A 19,737-nucleotide genomic window follows, 5' to 3' on the forward strand; every position below is an offset into this window, starting at 1 on the left:
GTGTAATCCTGTGTAAAATAAAGTGGGTACAAGGGTTCTAAACGATGCGCTTTTGAGGCATAATTTAGCACTACTCACGACTTAAGTTTATTAAAATAAAATGAACCATTCATCTATAAAAATAAAACCACTAGCTCTCACTGATTACGACCTTTGGTTACACTTATGGCAAAACTATCTGACATTTTATGAGACCAGTTTGCCGTCAACTACAACGGAGACGACGTGGCGCAATCTGCTTAATGACGATGTCCCCGTTTATGGATTTGGGGCGTGGAAAGATGATATTTTGGTAGGTATTACCCATGTGGTACTGCATCCCAATACATGGAATACCACAGAGTGTTGTTATCTAGAGGACTTATACGTGAGTGAAACTGTGCGCGGTAAAGGCGTAGGACGTGCTCTGATTGAACAAGTTTATGATTTTGCCAATCAGAAAAACTGTAATCGTGTCTATTGGACGACGCAAGAAAGCAATACCGACGCGCGCCAACTTTATGACAAAATTGCGAGCTTGACCGACATGGTTCAATATCGTCACAACTTATAGTATTGGGAACCCACTTCTTTTAAAATGACCATAAAAAAACGCCAAGCGTTAAACACTTGGCGTTGGTTGTTTCAAGACAGCATTAGTCATATAAATACAGCTTTAACTCAACAAATATTATTTGCCATACACACATAAATAAGCCGTTTCGACTTCTACTTTTACCTGAAACTTTTTATTGGCGTCAACGGTAAACTGCTCGCCAGCATTAAAAGTTTGCCATTCATCACTTTCTGGTAGCTTAACCGTCAGTGCACCGCTGACCACACTCATGGTCTCAAACTCACTGGTACCAAATTCGTACTCACCAATTTCCATGACACCAACGGTGGCAGGCTTGGTTGCTGTTTGAAAGGCGATAGAAGTGACTTTATCATCAAAATAATTATTAACGCTTGGCATAATTCATCCTTAATAAGAGTTTAGGTAATGTTTCAAAGGTATTGTTACAGACCCGCTTTTAGGCTCGCCTCAATAAATTGATCGAGGTCGCCATCTAGCACAGCACCGGTGTTAAAGGTTTCAACGCCCGTACGCAAGTCTTTGATACGTGAGTCATCGAGTACATAAGAGCGAATTTGACTGCCCCAACCAACGTCAGATTTGCCATCTTCGACCGCTTGCTGTTTTTCCATGCGCTTTTGCATTTCAAGCTCATAAAGCTTGGCGCGCAGCATTTTCATGGCGGTGGCTTTGTTACCATGTTGACTACGCTCATTCTGACACGTTACGACCACCCCACTCGGCTCGTGGGTAATACGCACAGCAGAGTCCGTGGTATTGACGTGCTGACCACCCGCACCCGATGAACGATACGTATCGATGCGTAAATCTGCAGGATTGATGTCAATCTCGACATTATCATCGATTTCAGGCGAGACAAACACCGCAGCAAATGACGTATGACGTCCATTGTTACTATCAAATGGTGACTTACGTACCAGACGATGCACGCCAATTTCGGTACGAAGCCAACCAAAAGCATAATCGCCTTTAATCTCAATCGTTGCCGATTTAATCCCAGCGACACCGCCAGCGGAGACTTCGATCACATCAACCTTGAAGTCATGAGACTCAGCCCAGCGTGTATACATACGCAGTAGCATTTCTGCCCAATCTTGCGCTTCTGTACCACCACTGCCCGACTGAATATCCAAATAGCAATTATTTGGATCCATCTCACCACTGAACATGCGGCGGAACTCAAGATCTGCAACGCGTTTTTCCGCATTGTCGAGCTCGCTCTGCACATCGGCAAGCAGTGACTCATCATCTTCTTCTACCGCCAGCTCTAGCATCGCGGCGGCATCTTCTAACGTGGTTTCAAGTGAGACCACGACATCGATGACCCCATCAAGATGACTTTTTTCTTTGTTAATCTTGGTCGCACGCTCTGGGTCATTCCATAGCTCAGGGTTTTCTAATTCTAAATTGACTTCTTCTAAGCGCTCTTGCTTACCATCGAAGTCAAAGATACCTCCGCAAGTCCTGCCCACGTTCAGACAAATCTTTGATTTTTTCTTGATACGAATTGATTTCCATAAATTTTCCTGTTTTTTGAATAATGCCTGTTTTCTTTCTTGAACAGCGAGTGTATAACCAATAAAGTGCTATTTTAAAGGAGATTGACGTCAAATGGTTGGCTAATTACGATTGACCATACACTAAGCAAACTATATTGACCAATCTTCTACTGCCCAGCGATGCGCGAGCGCATGGGCATGTAATGCGTCATCAGGTGACACACAAATAGCCACATCTGCCCACTCAAGCAGTGGAATGTCGTTCTTAGAATCTGAATACGCATAGGTTTTTTTAAAATTGATACCGACGCCTTGCTGCTTATCGAGCCATTTATTGAGATGATAAATCTTACCTTCTTTGAAGTTTGGCTTGTCCATTAATTTACCAGTATAGCGCTCGTCTTTTATTTCAAGTGGGGTCGATAATACATTGGCGGCTTCGATACCGAACCGTTTAGCGATAGCAGACACCACAAAGTCGTTGGTTGCAGAAATAATCACCACATCATGTCCTTGCTCAATGTGCTGACACAATACCTCCATCGCTTTTGGACGGATGTGTGGCTCGATTTCACTTTTGATATAATCTTCTCGCAGCTCATGCAGTCTGTCCATCGGTAGACTACTCAAAAACTGCGCGACAAATTCATTATATTCAGTCGCATCAAGCGTGCCTTCGATATAATCTTGATAAAACTTTTGATTGGCCGTGCGATATTCAGCTTCATCAACAAGGTCATGCTTGACGATATATTCGCCCCACAGATAGTCGCTATCAACATCGAGTAAGGTATGATCTAAATCAAATAATGCCAATTCTTTTTGATAATTCTGTGCTTGAGTCGCCTGCATAGTGAGACCTTCTTATTGTTTGTTGAAAAATAGGATTTTTAATGTAAATTACTTCTGATATAAATGTTTCTATGAAAAAAATTTGATAAATAAGCTTGCGAAAACATTACTGTTTACCAAACAAAATCATGGTAACTTATTTTTCATAGTCCGTTTAAAAAATCTAGAGAACGCTATGAAATCGCCTAATGATAAACTTGACCTGCCTAACAGACCACGTAGACCTGCTCGCTCAATTAGAGCAATTAGGCAGCGCCAATCAGAGAATAACGATCAGTCATTCTTAGATCGTCTGATGTATGCACTCTTGAACGCGCTAATGTATGGCATTGGTGGCCTACTGATAGACTTAGCCATTGTAGTTATTCGTTCAATATTCGGTCATGGCAATGGCGACATTTTCTGGCTCTTTACCCCTTTTATGTTGATACTTGGGGCGTTAATGGGGTTCATCGTTGGTAAATCCGCTGGTGCTGAAAGTGTCAATGCGTTAAATATCGACGAAACGAGCAATCAGAACGCTTACCTAAGTGACTATTCTGTACGCCATGATATTTTTCGCGGACTAGTTATTGGTATTGTTATCTTTGCCATTATTTGGCTGGTTATGATGTTGATGGCATAAAGGCCAATCATATAAGAAGCAAAAATATAAATAGGATATAAACCGTTCAAGATAAAAGAGAGACACCAGAACTTATGACTTTATTACTTACCTACCGCTAAACTTAGTCTGGCATTGCCATTTCCTTTAAACCTGTTTTAAATTTCTGACAGCGCTCAGCATAATGCATTGCTGATAATTTTAGCATTGCTGCTTGGTCATCGGTTAACGTCTTAACCACTTTTGCTGGTGCGCCCATGACTAGCGAATTATCAGGAATTTCTTTACCTTCAGTAACCAATGCCTTGGCACCAATAATACAGTTTTTGCCAATTTTGGCATTATTCAAGACCACCGCGCCAATACCAATCAAACTGTTATCACCAACTTCGCAGCCATGTAACATTGCTAAATGACCGATGGTGACATAGTTGCCTATCTTTACTTCAATACCAGCATCGGTATGAATCACGCTGTTTTCTTGTACATTACTATAATCACCGATATGAATGCGTTCATTGTCGCCGCGCAACACGGCACCGAACCAAACGCTGGCTTGATGACCCAAATATACGTCGCCTATCACGCGTGCTGAATCAGCCACCCAACCGTTAAATGGCACAGCAAACTCAGGCGTTTTGTCTAAATACTGATAAATCATAATCCATCCTTAGTTGTTATATTTTATAAAAGACGATCTGTCGTAGAAATCCTTTCATAAAGAAATGTGACGTAAAATCTAACCGTCATAAAGACTGATAAAAACTTTGTAGTATAATGCCGCCAATAAAACCTATTTAGGCTTGCCGCAATGATCAGCAAAAAACATACAGCTACTTTTATATTGTTATCAAGTAGCATTATTGCCACTACCCCTGCTCATGCGGGCAATAGCTCTGATATTGCCAAAGCAGGAGACATTCTATCCTTTGCCATACCTGCCATTGCTTACGGTAGTACTTATCACATGGATGATAAGGAGGGTCGTCAGCAATTTTATCAATCGTTTGCAGCCAATCTTGCCGTAACTCATGCTCTAAAGTCAACCATTGATAAAGAACGCCCAGACAACAGCGATAATGATTCCTTTCCCTCAGGGCATACTTCTATGGCGTTTCAAGGCGCAAGCTTTATCCATAAACGCTATGGACTAGAATATAGTATACCTGCCTATGTTGGTGCTACTTTTGTGGGTTATAGTCGCGTTCAAGCAGACAAACATGATGTGGCTGATGTACTGGCTGGTGCAGCGTTAGGCGTTGCCAGCAGTATGTATCTGACAAAAAGCTATAACGATCAACTGGTAATCACCACCAATCTAGAACCTGACTATTATGGGCTTTCTGTCCATTATCAATTTTAATCACTGCGTTTGCCCTTAATACTAGCCATACCGACCTATTTTGTATATAATACGCAAAATCTGTGCCTAAGCGAGCGGACATGATGCAAGTTACCTATTCACTATCCAGTGAGTTTTGTAGTTTTCATCCATAATGTCTTCTCGCTTTTTTGTGGGAAATTTTTGGGTATTGCCCTTTTATCATCCTGATCTAACCAGTGGTCACGTCAGGATAACAAAGGGATGCAGACCAATATCTTAACCAACAAAACATGATGGCACTCACCAATAACAGCGGAGGCAATCCTTGAATTCATCGACAGAAACACAAGCAATTTTGGCACTAGCAGAAGGTACAATCTTTCGCGGTGTCAGTATCGGCAGCCTAGGTCATCGTGTTGGTGAAGTAGTATTTAATACAGCCATGACTGGGTATCAAGAAATCCTAACCGACCCAAGCTACGCGCGTCAGTTAGTGACCCTCACCTATCCGCACATTGGTAATACAGGAACCAACAGCGAGGACACTGAGTCTGGCAACGGTCACAAAGTGTGGGCAGACGGCCTCATCATCCGCGACGCGACTTTGGTTACCTCCAACTTCCGAAATTCTGAATCGCTTGCGGATTATCTAGAGCGCAATGATACCGTTGCTATCGCTGAAATTGACACGCGTCAATTAACTCGTCTATTGCGTGATAAAGGTGCTCAAAACGGCTGTATCATGACCGCTTCGAACGGCGAGACGATCAGCAGCGATGATGAGCAAAGAGCAATTGAGCTGGCACAAGGGTTTGCTGGACTAGAAGGCATGGACTTAGCAAAAGAGTGCTGCACGACAGAGAGTTTTGAGTGGACAGCGGGCACGTGGGATCTATCAGACACCCTACTCAATCGTGACCTAGTAGGCAGTCACGACAGTGGTACGGGCGGCTTCTTTAAGCAGCTGGGCACTCATATTGATGCAAAATACAATGTCGTCGCTTATGACTTTGGTAGCAAAACCAATATTTTACGCATGCTAGTCGACCGCGGTTGTCATGTGACGGTCGTACCAGCACAAACCCCTATTGCAGACGTTCTCGCGATGAACCCAGACGGTATTTTCTTATCAAACGGCCCTGGTGATCCTGCTGCTTGTAGTTACGCCATCGATGCCGTACGTCATATCATTGAAAAGACAGACATCCCCACTTTTGGTATCTGCTTAGGTCATCAGCTGATTGGTCTTGCCAGTGGCGCAAATACCATCAAAATGAAAACGGGCCATCATGGTGCCAATCATCCAGTACAAGATCTAGCCACAGGCACAGTCATGATTACCAGTCAAAACCATGGTTTCGCGGTGGATGAAGACACGCTACCAGACAACGTCAAATCTACGCATCGTTCATTATTTGATGGTACTAACCAAGGCATCGAGTTGACCAATAAGCCAGTATTTAGCTTCCAAGGTCACCCAGAAGCCAGCCCCGGCCCTCATGACTGCGCGCCACTCTTTGATAAGTTTGCTGAGATGATGGAAAATGCTAAATAGTGAATCTTTTTTCTAACATATTTAATAGAAAAAGTAGTAATGAAATAGAAAATGCTTTATCAGACTATAAAGCATTTTCTGAAAACATGAATAAAGAGAATAAGCAGAAGTCCAATAGGTCACGGAATATTGTATTGCAAAAATTGCAAGCGCAATATGCTCAGTATCTCTCTGATCTATCTGCTAAGCAGCGATGGAACTTTGCCTTTGCTCTACTAAATGATCTTAATACCAATCTGCCGTTTGATTTATTAAAAGATGTTATCCCTAATCTTCCAGCCATACATACCCATTCTTTAGATACAGATATTATCGCGATAATATTCGATGATATAAAAGCGGCAAAGGATGAATATGGATTTACTATTAGTGAACTAGCGGCGTTTTCTGAGATGTTGGCCAAACACACTGAACTGTCTATTGGACAGTCTTTTGATGCGATTAACCATGTATTGGAAATTGGGTTGTCTAACTATTCACAGTCAGTGCATGAATTCGACGTGTTTTTGACACGCTTTGATATCGCTACTGAAAAAACTGATCGTCATTTGTAATTTTCATAACTCATGAAACACCATTTTAAAATCCCAACCCGCCAAAATAGGACTTAAAAACATTATGCCAAAACGTACCGACATAAAAAGCATTCTTATCATTGGCGCAGGCCCCATCGTCATCGGCCAAGCATGTGAGTTTGACTACTCAGGCGCGCAGGCTTGTAAAGCACTAAAAGAAGAAGGCTACCGTGTCATCTTGGTCAATTCAAACCCTGCGACCATCATGACCGACCCTACCATGGCGGATGCAACCTATATCGAGCCAATTACGTGGCAGACGGTTGAGCAAATCATTGCTAAAGAGCGTCCTGATGCGATCTTGCCAACCATGGGCGGACAGACCGCTCTAAACTGTGCTTTGGATCTAGACAAGCATGGCGTGTTGACCAAATACAATTGTGAGTTGATTGGCGCGACCAAAGACTCGATTGAAATGGCAGAAGATCGCAACTTATTTGACAAAGCGATGAAACGTATCGGCCTTGAGTGTCCACGTGCTGAAACTGCTGAGACCATGGAAGAAGCCTTTGCCACACAAGAAAAAATGGGCTATCCATGTATTATTCGCCCATCATTTACTATGGGCGGTTCAGGCGGTGGTATCGCGTACAACCGTGATGAGTTTATCGAGATTTGTGAGCGCGGCTTTGATTTATCGCCAAACCATCAGCTGCTGATCGATGAATCATTAATCGGTTGGAAAGAGTACGAGATGGAAGTGGTTCGTGACAAAAACGACAACTGCATCATCATCTGTGCCATCGAAAACTTTGACCCTATGGGCGTGCATACAGGCGACTCAATCACGGTCGCGCCAGCACAGACATTGACCGACAAAGAATATCAAATCATGCGTAATGCCTCTTTGGCAGTACTGCGTGAAATCGGTGTGGAAACGGGTGGCTCAAACGTCCAGTTCGGTATCAACCCTGACACAGGCCGCATGGTCGTCATCGAGATGAACCCACGCGTATCACGCTCATCAGCATTGGCTTCAAAAGCCACTGGTTTCCCGATTGCCAAGATTGCGGCCAAACTGGCGATTGGCTATACCCTTGATGAATTACAAAACGATATCACTGGCGGCAAAACCCCAGCGAGTTTTGAGCCAGCGCTTGACTATGTTGTCACTAAGATACCTCGTTTTAACTTTGAAAAATTCGCGCAAGCCGATAGTGTGTTATCAACCCAAATGAAATCGGTTGGTGAAGTCATGGCGATTGGTCGTAACTTTCAAGAATCTATGCAAAAAGCCTTACGTGGTATGGAAACAGGTAATGATGGTTTTGATGAGCAAATCGACTTATCGAAAGTGCCAACTGATAAAGCACGTAGCGAAATTATCAATCGCTTGACCATCCCAACGCCTGAACGCATTTATTATATTGCGGATGCTTTCCGTGTCGGCATGAGCGTCGATGAGGTGTTTAACTTCACTAAGATTGACCCATGGTTTTTGGTGCAAATTGAAGACATCGTCAAAACAGAAGCCACGGTTAAGTCACTTGGTTTTGGTGAACTGAATGAGAAAAATCTACGTAGCTTTAAACGTAAAGGATTGTCAGATTTGCGTCTTGCTAAATTGCTTGGTGTCTCACAAAAGCAATTGCGTGAAAAACGTTGGGATTTAAACGTTTATCCAGTCTATAAGCGTGTGGATACGTGTGCAGCAGAATTTGCGACCAGCACCGCTTATATGTATTCGACGTACGATAGCGAATGTGAAGCCAATCCAACCAATAACAAGAAGATCATGGTCATTGGTGGTGGTCCTAACCGTATTGGTCAAGGTATCGAGTTTGATTACTGCTGTGTACACGCGGCCCTTGCCATGCGCGAAGACGGTTATGAGACCATCATGGTCAACTGTAACCCTGAAACGGTTTCAACCGATTATGACACGTCTGACCGTCTATACTTTGAGCCAATTACCTTAGAAGACGTCCTAGAAATTGTCCGTATCGAAAATCCTGACGGTGTGATTGTTCAGTTTGGTGGTCAAACGCCATTGAAACTTGCCCGTGCCCTTGAAGCCGCTGGTGTCAAAATCATTGGTACTAGCCCTGATGCGATTGACCGCGCTGAAGACCGCGAACGCTTCCAGCATATGATTCAGCAATTAGACCTTGTTCAACCAACCAATGCCTTGGCGACTAGCTTAGAAGATGGTTTGGTTAAAGCAAAAGACGTCGGTTATCCATTGGTGGTACGCCCCTCTTATGTTTTAGGCGGCCGCGCTATGGAAATCGTCTATAACGAAGATGAGCTAAGACATTATCTGCGCACTGCCGTGCAAGCGTCAAATGAAGCCCCTGTATTACTAGATCGTTTCTTGGATGATGCCATCGAAGTCGATGTGGACTGTGTATGTGACGGTACAGACGTCGTCATCGGCGGTATCATGCAGCATATCGAACAAGCTGGCGTTCACTCAGGTGACTCAGCATGTTCGCTACCTCCATACTCACTATCTAAAGAGCTATGTGATGTGATGCGCGCGCAAACCGTCGCCATGGCAAAAGAGCTGGGCGTCATTGGTCTGATGAACGTCCAGTTCGCAGTAAAAGGCGAAACGGTGTACATTTTAGAAGTGAACCCACGTGCCGCACGTACAGTGCCGTTTGTCTCTAAATGTATTGGCACGTCATTAGCGCAGGTTGCTGCTCGCTGTATGGCTGGCACGTCGCTTAAAGACCAAGGTTTTACGAATGAAATTGTTCCTGCATTTTTCGCAGTCAAAGAAGCAGTTTTCCCATTTGCCAAGTTCCCTGGTGTTGATCCAATCTTGAGTCCTGAGATGAAATCAACAGGCGAAGTGATGGGCGTGGGCAAAACCTTTGGCGAAGCATTCTATAAAGCCATCATCGGCAGTAACGAGCGTCTGCCAGGTCTACCGACTGAAGGCGAAACCAAAACGGTCTTTATTTCCGTTCGTGACAGTGACAAAGCGCAAATCGCTCCAATCGCTCGTCAGCTGGCAGACTTTGGCTTCAATATCGTGTCAACGACTGGCACGAAAAAAGTGCTGAGCGATGCTGGCATTGAATGCAAGCAAATCAACAAAGTCACCGAAGGCCGCCCTCATATCGTCGACGCCTTGAAAAACGGCAAAATCGACCTTATTATTAATACAACTGAAGGCAAGCAGGCACAAGAGGATTCATTCTCTATCCGCCGTAGCGCGCTGCAAGGCAAAGTATTTTATGTCACCACTTTGGGTGCGGCAGATGCGGTCTGTAAATCTTATACGATTGACTTGCCATTTGAAGTTTATAAATTACAAGATTTACATGAACAAGCAAAGACTATTGACGGGGCTGAATAATTTCAGTAGATTAGGCATAACTGTCAGACTTATATAAAAGCTGATACGACACTTGTTATTGGTTTTTATATGACAATCATGCTTTAAAAAAATAATATCTTTGTAAAGATAGACCCAAAAGCATAGTGGCTGAACGGCGACTATGCTTTTTATTACGTAAGGTTCAGTGTGTCTAATTTTAAGAATAGACACGCTCATACATGACAGTTCGTTTAATGATGACCTCATCTGAACCTCAGTCTTTTTATATTTCATACTCATTGCAACAACATTGGCACCATCTCCTTATGAGATGGTGTGGTGTTATTGGTTTAAGGAAAAAACATGCAACGTTATCCCATGACTCCGCAAGGACATGCGGCTTTAGAAGCCGAGTTAAAACAGTTAAAAAGTATTGACCGTCCACGCATCACTGCTTCTATTGCTGAAGCGCGCGAACACGGCGATCTAAAAGAAAATGCTGAATACCATGCAGCGCGCGAGCAGCAAGGCTTTTGTGAAGCTCGTATCCGTGATATCGAAGCCAAACTTGGTGGCGCACAAGTCATCGACCCTGCGACATTAACGAAAGAAGGTCGTATCGTGTTTGGCGTTAGCGTCGTCATCGAAAACATGGACACTGAAGAAGAAAAACAGTACAAAATCGTTGGTGACGATGAAGCCGATTTCAAAGCTGGCAAAATATCGGTTAACTCCCCGATTGCTCGTGGCCTTATCGGTAAGTTTGAAGGCGATGAAGTGCGTATTGAAACCCCTAAAGGCGTGGTTGAATACGAAGTCATGAAAGTCATATACGATTAATTTGAATGGCTTTCTACAGCATTTTGATAAAAAACTCTTTGATATTACAGTTAATAGAATCGCCATTAACTTAGACAATCAATCAAGAAAACAAGGCAAACCATTGTTATTTTTAGAATAGTAGTTACACAATGCTGCTTTTCTACTCAATTCGTTTTAGCGCATAATTGCTTTCATATAGGTTGCTGTACCATTTGGCTCGGCATCGGACGGAAAACAATGATGGCTGAATACAGTCAAAACCATCTACCAATGCTTTGACGATAGTAGCCAGTATTGCCTCTTATCAGTACCGATACCCTTGTTATTTGACATGCTTTGTTGTGTCATTTAACGGGGGTTTTTCTTGTCTAAACGTTGTTTATTTCTGTTTCATTTACTGTTATTTAAAGGAGTTTTTATGGTCATGCACTTTGATACACCAGCTGTTACTGCTAAAAAAACGATTGTCCAAAAAACATCACTCACCACCGCTTTGTCTGCAATGCTAGCAGGCACTGTGCTTGCTGCCACTTCAGCCTATGCCGCGCCCGAAATCACTATCAACTCATCTGCTGGCGGTAGCACGACTGTCGTTGAGCAATATTCTGACGGCAAAACAGCCACCATCACTGCGACACCAAACGGTATTACCATACAAGACGGTATGCCTTATGCGGTAACGCAAGTCACCACGGTTCCACGTTATGTCGTCCGCCAAGGTGGCACTAATAATACAGTCATTACGCAAGGCAGCACCACGGTCACCAGCGTGCCTGTGACCAATCAGATGACCAACCAAGTTACCAAAGTTGATGTTATCACCACGCCAATCAGTACTGTGACACAAGTACTGCCTGTGGCGGCGGCCACGCAATTGCCAGTCATCAATCAAATAACCACGACAACGTCTTTAGACGCACTACAATTAACACCGACGTTTAGTACACCTGATATTGTCAACGCGCAAACCAAGGTCATGAAGATTCTAAAAAATAGCGCTGGACGTGACGTCGCAGTGCCTGCCAATCATATCGCACCAGGTGATGTGATTGAGTACCATACGACTTATACCAACACCACAGCACAGCCAGTTAACGATATCAATGCGATGGTTTCCTTACCGGCTAACGTGAGACTGGTATCGTTAAACAGTCCGCTACCAACGCTTGCGACCACGGGTGGCAACAGCTATCAGACCATTCAACAAGTTGGCAATACTGTCGTCGTTCAAGAGAATTACTCTGGACTTAAATGGAATTTAGTCAATCTTAATCCTAATGCTGCCCAAACTGTCGTCATACGCGCACAGGTTCAATAAAAATAAAGCCAATTTTAAAACATCAACAGTAATTTAAAATAGCAAAAATAACCAAGCATTATTCTTTATAAAAGGTCTTGAACATTCAAGGCCTTTTTTAGTCTCAGATATCGGCGGTATGACTGGATAAGTGGGAAGCATAATGTGACATAGCTGACCATTGACTACTAACGAACTTCACCTAAAAAGCGACACTCAATGTCGTGTTGTTTTCGCAATTTTCCTATAAATACAATGCTTTAACACCAATTTTGTTAAAATAGACTTTCATTAATTCATTGGTAAATACCTGCTTATGGCCACCATCAACTATGAAAGACTACAGGGCAAGCTCAATATTTTAGCAGATGCGGCTAAATATGATGTCTCTTGCTCCTCCTCTGCTGGTACCCGAAAAAACCAAGGCGGTGGTCTTGGTGATGCTTCAGCAACTGGTATTTGCCATAGCTACACTGAAGATGGCCGCTGTGTCAGTCTGCTAAAAATCCTTTTGACCAACCATTGTATTTACGACTGTGCATATTGTACCTCTCGCAAAAGCAATGACACGCCGCGCGCCGCTTTTAGCGTTGAAGAAGTGGTCGATCTAACCATGCAGTTTTATCGTCGTAATTATATTGAAGGACTGTTTCTCAGCTCAGGTATTTTTAAAAGCGGCGATTATACGATGGAGCGACTGGTCGAAGTCGCCAAAATACTGCGTACCCGTGAGCGTTTTAATGGTTATATTCACCTAAAAACGATTCCCGGTGCGTCGAAAGAATTGTTGCTAGAAGCTGGACTATATGCCGATCGCTTAAGCGTAAATATCGAGATTCCGACCAAGTCAGGACTTGCCTTGCTCGCACCAGAAAAATCGCATGAGCAATTAAAAGCGCCAATGGAGACGGTGAAAGAAGAGATTATTACCATTCGTGAAAGCCGTAAAACCCACAAGAAAGCGCCAAAATTTACACCAGCAGGTCAAACCAGCCAAATGATCGTTGGTGCCAGTAATGAGACAGACTTGCAAGTTATTCAGCTATCCAGCCATTTTTATAAGCAATATGAGCTTAAACGCGTCTACTACTCAGGCTACGTGCCGATGCTCTCTGACAGCCGCTTGCCAGCGATTGGAACGCCTGTGCCTATGGTGCGTGAGAACCGTCTCTATCAGGCAGACTGGCTGATGCGTTTTTATGGTTTTGGCGCGCATGAAATTGTTGAACCTGAGTCGCCTTTTCTAGATTTGGACTGTGACCCAAAACTGGCTTGGGCAATACGTCATCGTGAACATTTCCCAGTCAATATCCAAACAGCGACGTATGAGATGATTGTACGGATTCCTGGTATCGGTACAAAGACCGCTAAAAAAATAGTGAAAGCACGTAAATTTAATCAGCTGACGTTATATCATCTAAAGAAGATGGGCGCAGCGGTCAATCGAGCCAAATACTTTATCGCCACAACGGGTAAAAATGAGCATCTTGCCCATTTGACTCGCGATAATTTTCGTCAATATGTACTGGCGCAAACGCAGACCAAATTTAAAGATCAACGTAGTGGACAGTTGGCATTATTTTAGAATCTGTCTTACAGACACGCTCTAAAATAAATACACTCTAAAGCAAGTTGCCACCTCGCTACTTCATGTAGGATAAAACATGTCTCAAATTGCACAAAACTATACTTATCCTATTGGTCAGTTAACGCCCAGTATCGTGCTCTACCAGCCAAGTTTTGAGGGCTGGCTGAGCGCGGTTTATTATGTTTATGAGCAAAAATTACAGCATGATCCAGCATTACAGCTGACCGCTCACGACAGTTATGTGCCCTCATTGATCGCTCAAACAGTTAGCGTTGATACCGATGAAGACAAAGCAGAGCGGGTGTTAACCAAGCTGAACACGCTATTGGGTCGCTCAGGTATGCGCAATATCTTATGGGGGTTTTTATCGGAGAAAGACGATATCGGCACCACTTTATTTCATGTGGTCAAGTATGCCATTGATTATCCTAGTCGGCACATCATGCAAGATCTTGGTCATTTAGACATACTTGAACTGGTACAGACGGTCAAATCTGTCGGGCGTGAAAAACACCGTATGGAAGCATTTGTGCGTTTTGAGCACACCACTGATGATATTTATTTTGCGCGTGTATCGCCTGATTTTAACGTGTTGCCATTGATTGGTGAGCATTTTCGCCAGCGCTATCAAGACCAACACTGGGCGATTTATGATATAACGCGCGGCTATGGTATTTATTATGACAAAAGTCAGAGTACACCCTCGCATCCAGCTAAACTACAAACCATTACTGACCTTGATGATGCCGTATTGCGCCATCCTGCCAGTATTCATAGTCCTGATGAGCAGCGTTATCAGAAATTTTGGCAAGGGTACTTTACCAATGTCAATATTAAAGAACGTAAGAACCCACGATTGCATAAACAGTACCTACCGCAGCGCTATTGGAAGTATTTGAGTGAAAAACAAGTGCTACCCACTGCCGAACATCTACAAAAACGTCGCTAAAAACTCACTGTCCAACGTTATCTTTTTATTTTGAAGGTTGAGTTTTGACCAATTTTGACTGACAATAGCAGCTTGCTATTATCTACCAGTGACTCCCGTTATTATGAAAGTTATGCGCCTGCTGTCATCCTTAAAGCATGATGAATCCGAACGCGGTATTTTTCATCTTGGGCGAGCATTGGTCAAAAACGAGCATACCTCCATCATCGTTGCTAGTGCGGATGAAGACAATGATTTGGTCAAACGTCTAAAACGTGACGGTAATCACTATCATCAGCTACACATGAATAAAAAGTCTTGGTTATCATTATTACAAGTTTCAGCCTTGCGCCAACTGATTGAAAAATATGATCCTGATGTCATTCATGTCCACTCACGCACACCTGCATGGATACTGCATTTAGCGTTGCGCCGTGCTCGCGTCAAACGTATGCCAAAGTTGGTATCAACCATGTATGGTTTTTATCCTATCAATAAGTACTCAAAGGCCTTGCTTGATGTCGACACCATTATTACGGTATCTGACAGTGTCACCAATTATCTAAAAAAAGGCCTACGCCGCGAAGACGCTGACCCCAAAACCATTAAACGTATTTATCGCGGGGTCGATACTCGCCGCTACCCTTATCGGCACAATCCTTCTGTCTATTGGTTGAGGCATACCTTTGCTGAATACCCCGAGCTTGAGCATAAAAAATGGTTGGTGTTTCCCACAGTCATCGGTCACGAATATGGTCAAGAGTGGCTCATTGATATTTTGGGTAATTTACATGAACAATTCCCCAACATTCATGTCATTATTATGGACGAAGACTATAAAGTTAACGATGTGGTGCATGAAGATTTTCGTCAGCGTACCAATGCGCTAGATCTGGCCGACCGTATCACTTATGTCGGTAGCAAACGTAATGACATGCGTGAGTGGCTCTCAGCGGCCAATATCGTTTTGGCGCTGGCGAACGAGCCTGAATCGATCGGTATTAATGCTCTACAAGCAATTCATTTAGGCACACCTGTTATTGGCTGGGATCAAGCGGCCTTTAGTGAAATTTTACAACCGCTTTATCCACAAGGGCTGGTTAAAAAATATAATGCCAATGCGTTATGCAAAGCCGTTAGAAACCAGCTAGAAAGCGTCACGCGTCCTGAAATGACAAACAAATTTACCATGCGTGAAATGATAGATGAAACCATTGCGGTCTACCAAGATTTACATAATAAAACGCTAGCAGAAGAGCAGGCCGAAGCAGATGCCGCAGCGATAAGCAGAATCCAAAAAAGCTTAAAGAAACCCTCTAAACTTAACCGTAAACTCACTAGTAGATATTCTGAGTCTCTTTATATAAAGCCTGAGCTTTCATTAGATAAAAACAGCAAAGTAGACCTGCACAAAAAAAAGCCCAAAACGACAGATATCTCAAAGACACCTGCTGCTTCAGGAATGATTCAAAACAATAAAAAAACCTAACGCTTCAACGTTAGGTTTTTTTATTGTTAAACGGATTTATTTTTTCGAGCTTGGTATAACTTAGTAAGTCATTGGTGTATGTGCACTAACAATACGAGACACACTATCCGTAGGATTAATAAAAGTATGCGGTTGATTGGTATCAATCACATAGCTGTCACCTTCATTTAACAAATACGTGGTCTCGTTGATACGAATAATGATTTTCCCTTCGATGACCGTACCAATCTCCTCACCTTCATGAGCAATTCTTTCTTCTGTTGAGCTATTCGGCTGATACGTTTCGATCAAAAACCCCAAGTTTCTCGTCGCACTACAGTTGTAGACTTGCTTTAAAGAGACTCTGCTATTAGGCTCGCTGAGCTCTAATAAATCCTTTGGCGTCACAATCACTCTCGCCTTTGGTTCCTTCCACTCATCGCTAAAAAACGTGGTCAGATCTGAGCCCAGCACACCTAAAATAGCTTTTAAGGTATTTACTGCTGGACTGACTTTGTTGCGTTCAATAGAGCTGATAGAGGTGTTGGTCAAACCTGACAACTTAGCCAGTTTACGCTGCGAGTAGCCTTTTGCTAGTCGCAGCTGATTGATCTTTTTACCAATATCTTCTTCGGACGACTCTTCTGTTTCAGAGTCTGTCAACTCATCATCATTATCGATATCATCTGTCTCAATACTGCTCTCGTCCTCAACGCTTTCATCAATACCGATTTCAGAGTGGGCAATACTTGTATTATCTTCAGTAGTACTATTCAGTGTTTTTTTTGCTGGCATAGTGAATGAATTCCGTGAATAGAAATTTGGACAAGTGATCTTGTGCATAATTTAACTCAGGATGCCATTGTACACCAATCATAAATGGATGTTGCAATAAGCTGACGGCCTCTACCAAACCATCGGGGGCTAGCGCTTCGACAAATAAACGCGCGCCTACTTTATTGGTCGCTTGCTTATGTAATGAGTTGACGTGCCACTTCTCGCCAAATTCGGCAAGTCTACCGTTAGGTTGAATGAGGACGTCATGTATTGGCTGATATTGCACCTCAAGAGGCTGCCTATTGTCCTCTAAATGTTGCTCATAAAACCCTTCAACTTCACGCCAATCAGGATGCAACGTGCCATCAAAATGCACGACCATCTCTTGCAAGCCTCGGCAAACTGCCAGTAAAGGCGTACCCATTTTGTCTGCATATGCCAATAGCTTAAAACTAAGCTCATCACGACCCAAGTCTTGCTTTGCTTCAATGTGCGTCGCGCCATAACGCGTCGGCGCCACATTACTATAGCTGCCCGTCAATAAAATACCATCTGCAATGGCCAGTAACGCCTCAAAGTTTTTACTATCAGCGGCAGTGTTTGGTAGCAATATGGGATTACCACCGTAGAAGTTCACGGCATCGATATATTTCTGATATACCGCTTGTGTCGGTTGACCATCAACCATCTTATGACAAGACACAATAGCAATGATGGGTCTAGAATTTTCCATATTATCTTCCCTAGTGGTAGCAGACAAACTTAGTAGTTTGAATGGTCTTATCCTTTATTTATCTAAAATTTAGCACATCACCTCATAAAATGTAAACTATAAACTTCAATATCATGGTTATTAGTACAATATAAGTGCTATTGACTTAATTTAGGCTAATTTTAAATAAAAATTGACAACTATAATTTTCATCAATATATTAGAAGTCATCAGGAAGACATTAAAAAACAAGTAAGCGTTATACATATCCTTTTTTCAAGGAAAATAACCAAATTTATTTTAATATAAGGCATTGATATTATTATAAATAATATCAATCGGTCTTAAAAAGATATTTATTGACCGTATTTTGATACAAATAAACGTTATTTTGAACAATTATCAGCTTCTTAAGTGTTATTTATAAACCCCACTAACCAGTTATGCATAGTCCTTATCAAAAACCGTGATTCATAGTGCCCAAAATCAATCGTAATCTAAGTGACATAATCCCAGCAACTTTAGACACTCATAGGAAGAATAGACATGACGACAACCAATGGAATGGTCGAATCTGCAAAAGATACAGAATATGTGTATGTTGCAGCAGGTGATATTAATGGCTTACTTCGTGGTAAGCGTATTCCTTTTGATCAGATGGAAAAAGCAGAAAGTGGCGGGATTCGCTTGCCTCTATCAATCTTGGGGGTCGACATCTGGGGTGCTGATGTCATCGAGTCTTCTCAGTGTAATGGTGATATAGATGCCATTGCTCGCCCTACAGGCCGAGCAGCCTATCCTCTTCTCAATACCAGTGCGCCCTCATCCTTGCTTCCTATTTGGCTTTATACTGAAAATAATGACCCTTATTACGGTGATGCCAGACACGTTTTAGATTACATCAGCAAAAAATTCAAAGCACTTGGACTCACTCCGGTTATGGCAACTGAGCTTGAGTTTTATTTGGTGGACTATACTGAAGGTGAGACGCCAAAACCGCCTATTCGCCCAAAAAGCGGCCTAAGGCTGAATAAGACCTCCATCCTAAGTATTAATGACTTACTACAGTTTGATGAGTTTTTAGATGAAGTCTATGCTCAATGTGCGAAACTCGATATTCCTGTTGATGCCGCGTTGGCTGAGAATGGCTGTGGTCAGTTTGAGATCAATTTACTACACGTAGACGACCCCTTAAAAGCGGCGGACGATGCCATTTTATTTAAGCAAGTTGTCAAGGCTGTCGCAGCTCGCCGTAAGCTCACGGCCACTTTCATGGCAAAACCGTTTGGTCTGCAATCGGGCAATGGTTTCCATGTCCATTGCAGCTTACTAGATAAAGATGGCAACAATGTTTTCGATGATGGGTCAGAGGAAGGCTCGGAAATATTACGCTATGCAGTCGCTGGATTATTAAAAACCATGTCAGACTGCACTTTGTTATTTGCCCCACATGTCAATTCTTATCGCCGCTTTACGCCGGGTACATTGGCACCAAACAATGTGTCGTGGGGTTATGAAAATCGCACGGCAGCCGTACGTATCCCGGGTGGTGATTCAAAAGCACGCCGTATTGAGCACCGTGTCTCTGGCGCAGATGCCAATCCTTATTTGGTCTGTAGCGCGGTACTGGCCGGCATGCTTTATGGCATTGAAAACAAGCTTGAAGCACCAGAACCCATTAATAGTATTACTTATAACGAAGCGGAATTGAAAACCTTACCTTTAGACTGGCTCTCAGCCATCCGCAAGTTTGAAAGCAGTGATGTCATTGATGCACTGTTCCCAAGCGAGATGATTGAACTGTTGATTGCCGTCAAAAAGCAAGAAGCCAAGCGCTTTGCTCAGCAAGTCACCAACCTTGAATACCTCACCTATTTACAGGATGTCTAAT

General features: G+C 42.9%; 18 protein-coding genes. 12 read left to right on the forward strand and 6 right to left on the reverse strand.

All coding sequences use genetic code 11. From position 1 onward, the window contains the following. Positions 1-100: 100 nt before the first annotated feature. A complete protein-coding gene (locus JMY02_RS01185) occupies positions 101-553 on the forward strand; it encodes a GNAT family N-acetyltransferase (RefSeq protein WP_201594346.1) in 453 nt (150 codons plus the stop codon). A 117-nt stretch (positions 554-670) separates the two neighbouring features. Here JMY02_RS01185 and ppnP read toward each other — a convergent pair whose 3' ends face one another. From ppnP to JMY02_RS01200, 3 genes are all read right to left on the reverse strand, one after another. Next, entirely contained in the window at positions 671-955 is a 285-nt protein-coding gene (ppnP, locus tag JMY02_RS01190; RefSeq protein ID WP_201594348.1) for a pyrimidine/purine nucleoside phosphorylase, read from the reverse strand. A 44-nt stretch (positions 956-999) separates the two neighbouring features. Then, a protein-coding gene (prfB, locus tag JMY02_RS01195) for a peptide chain release factor 2 (protein WP_201594350.1) occupies positions 1,000-2,095 on the reverse strand; the annotation gives its coding sequence in 2 pieces (ribosomal slippage) (positions 1,000-2,022 and positions 2,024-2,095; 1,095 coding nt in all). Between the two features lie 131 nt (positions 2,096-2,226). After that, entirely contained in the window at positions 2,227-2,928 is a 702-nt protein-coding gene (locus JMY02_RS01200) for an HAD family hydrolase (RefSeq protein WP_201594352.1), read from the reverse strand. 175 nt (positions 2,929-3,103) lie between these two features. Between JMY02_RS01200 and JMY02_RS01205 the strand changes: the two genes are divergently transcribed. After that, entirely contained in the window at positions 3,104-3,553 is a 450-nt protein-coding gene (locus tag JMY02_RS01205) for a hypothetical protein (RefSeq protein ID WP_201594354.1), read from the forward strand. A gap of 103 nt (positions 3,554-3,656) precedes the next feature. On the opposite strand, the gene JMY02_RS01210 is transcribed toward JMY02_RS01205, so the two are convergent. After that, positions 3,657-4,193, reverse strand: a complete 537-nt coding sequence (locus JMY02_RS01210) for a gamma carbonic anhydrase family protein (RefSeq protein ID WP_201594356.1) — start codon at positions 4,191-4,193, stop codon at positions 3,657-3,659. A 150-nt stretch (positions 4,194-4,343) separates the two neighbouring features. Between JMY02_RS01210 and JMY02_RS01215 the strand changes: the two genes are divergently transcribed. The 9 genes from JMY02_RS01215 (at position 4,344) to JMY02_RS01255 (ending at position 16,378) form a co-directional block, all read left to right on the forward strand. Beyond that, positions 4,344-4,895 carry a phosphatase PAP2 family protein gene (locus JMY02_RS01215; protein ID WP_201594358.1) on the forward strand — a complete coding sequence of 184 codons (552 nt, stop codon included), beginning with the start codon at positions 4,344-4,346 and terminating at the stop codon, positions 4,893-4,895. A 286-nt stretch (positions 4,896-5,181) separates the two neighbouring features. Beyond that, entirely contained in the window at positions 5,182-6,411 is a 1,230-nt protein-coding gene (gene carA, locus JMY02_RS01220) for a glutamine-hydrolyzing carbamoyl-phosphate synthase small subunit (RefSeq protein ID WP_201594360.1), read from the forward strand. Positions 6,412-6,545: 134 nt separating this feature from the next. After that, on the forward strand, positions 6,546-6,965 hold the full coding sequence (locus tag JMY02_RS01225) for a hypothetical protein (protein ID WP_201594362.1): 420 nt from the start codon (positions 6,546-6,548) through the stop codon (positions 6,963-6,965). 64 nt (positions 6,966-7,029) lie between these two features. Beyond that, positions 7,030-10,293 (forward strand): carbamoyl-phosphate synthase large subunit, encoded by a 3,264-nt coding sequence (carB, locus tag JMY02_RS01230; protein ID WP_201594364.1) that lies wholly within the window; start codon positions 7,030-7,032, stop codon positions 10,291-10,293. Positions 10,294-10,617: 324 nt separating this feature from the next. Further along, a complete protein-coding gene (greA, locus tag JMY02_RS01235) occupies positions 10,618-11,094 on the forward strand; it encodes a transcription elongation factor GreA (RefSeq protein ID WP_194364035.1) in 477 nt (158 codons plus the stop codon). Between the two features lie 400 nt (positions 11,095-11,494). After that, positions 11,495-12,394 carry a hypothetical protein gene (locus tag JMY02_RS01240; RefSeq protein WP_227678356.1) on the forward strand — a complete coding sequence of 300 codons (900 nt, stop codon included), beginning with the start codon at positions 11,495-11,497 and terminating at the stop codon, positions 12,392-12,394. 295 nt (positions 12,395-12,689) lie between these two features. Further along, positions 12,690-13,958 carry a putative DNA modification/repair radical SAM protein gene (locus JMY02_RS01245; protein ID WP_201594366.1) on the forward strand — a complete coding sequence of 423 codons (1,269 nt, stop codon included), beginning with the start codon at positions 12,690-12,692 and terminating at the stop codon, positions 13,956-13,958. A gap of 79 nt (positions 13,959-14,037) precedes the next feature. Beyond that, a complete protein-coding gene (locus tag JMY02_RS01250; protein ID WP_021813846.1) occupies positions 14,038-14,910 on the forward strand; it encodes a TIGR03915 family putative DNA repair protein in 873 nt (290 codons plus the stop codon). 103 nt (positions 14,911-15,013) lie between these two features. Then, a complete protein-coding gene (locus JMY02_RS01255) occupies positions 15,014-16,378 on the forward strand; it encodes a glycosyltransferase (protein WP_201594368.1) in 1,365 nt (454 codons plus the stop codon). A 60-nt stretch (positions 16,379-16,438) separates the two neighbouring features. Here the strand turns inward: JMY02_RS01255 and JMY02_RS01260 are convergent, their stop codons facing one another. Next, positions 16,439-17,152 (reverse strand): cupin domain-containing protein, encoded by a 714-nt coding sequence (locus JMY02_RS01260; protein WP_201594370.1) that lies wholly within the window; start codon positions 17,150-17,152, stop codon positions 16,439-16,441. Beyond that, positions 17,127-17,867 carry a gamma-glutamyl-gamma-aminobutyrate hydrolase family protein gene (locus JMY02_RS01265; RefSeq protein WP_201594372.1) on the reverse strand — a complete coding sequence of 247 codons (741 nt, stop codon included), beginning with the start codon at positions 17,865-17,867 and terminating at the stop codon, positions 17,127-17,129. The genes JMY02_RS01260 and JMY02_RS01265 overlap by 26 nt, the downstream gene beginning before the upstream one ends. A gap of 525 nt (positions 17,868-18,392) precedes the next feature. Between JMY02_RS01265 and JMY02_RS01270 the strand changes: the two genes are divergently transcribed. Next, entirely contained in the window at positions 18,393-19,736 is a 1,344-nt protein-coding gene (locus JMY02_RS01270) for a glutamine synthetase family protein (RefSeq protein WP_201594374.1), read from the forward strand. Position 19,737 lies beyond the last annotated feature (1 nt).

This window comes from Psychrobacter vallis, from assembly GCF_904846715.1.
Classification (GTDB): domain Bacteria; phylum Pseudomonadota; class Gammaproteobacteria; order Pseudomonadales; family Moraxellaceae; genus Psychrobacter; species Psychrobacter vallis.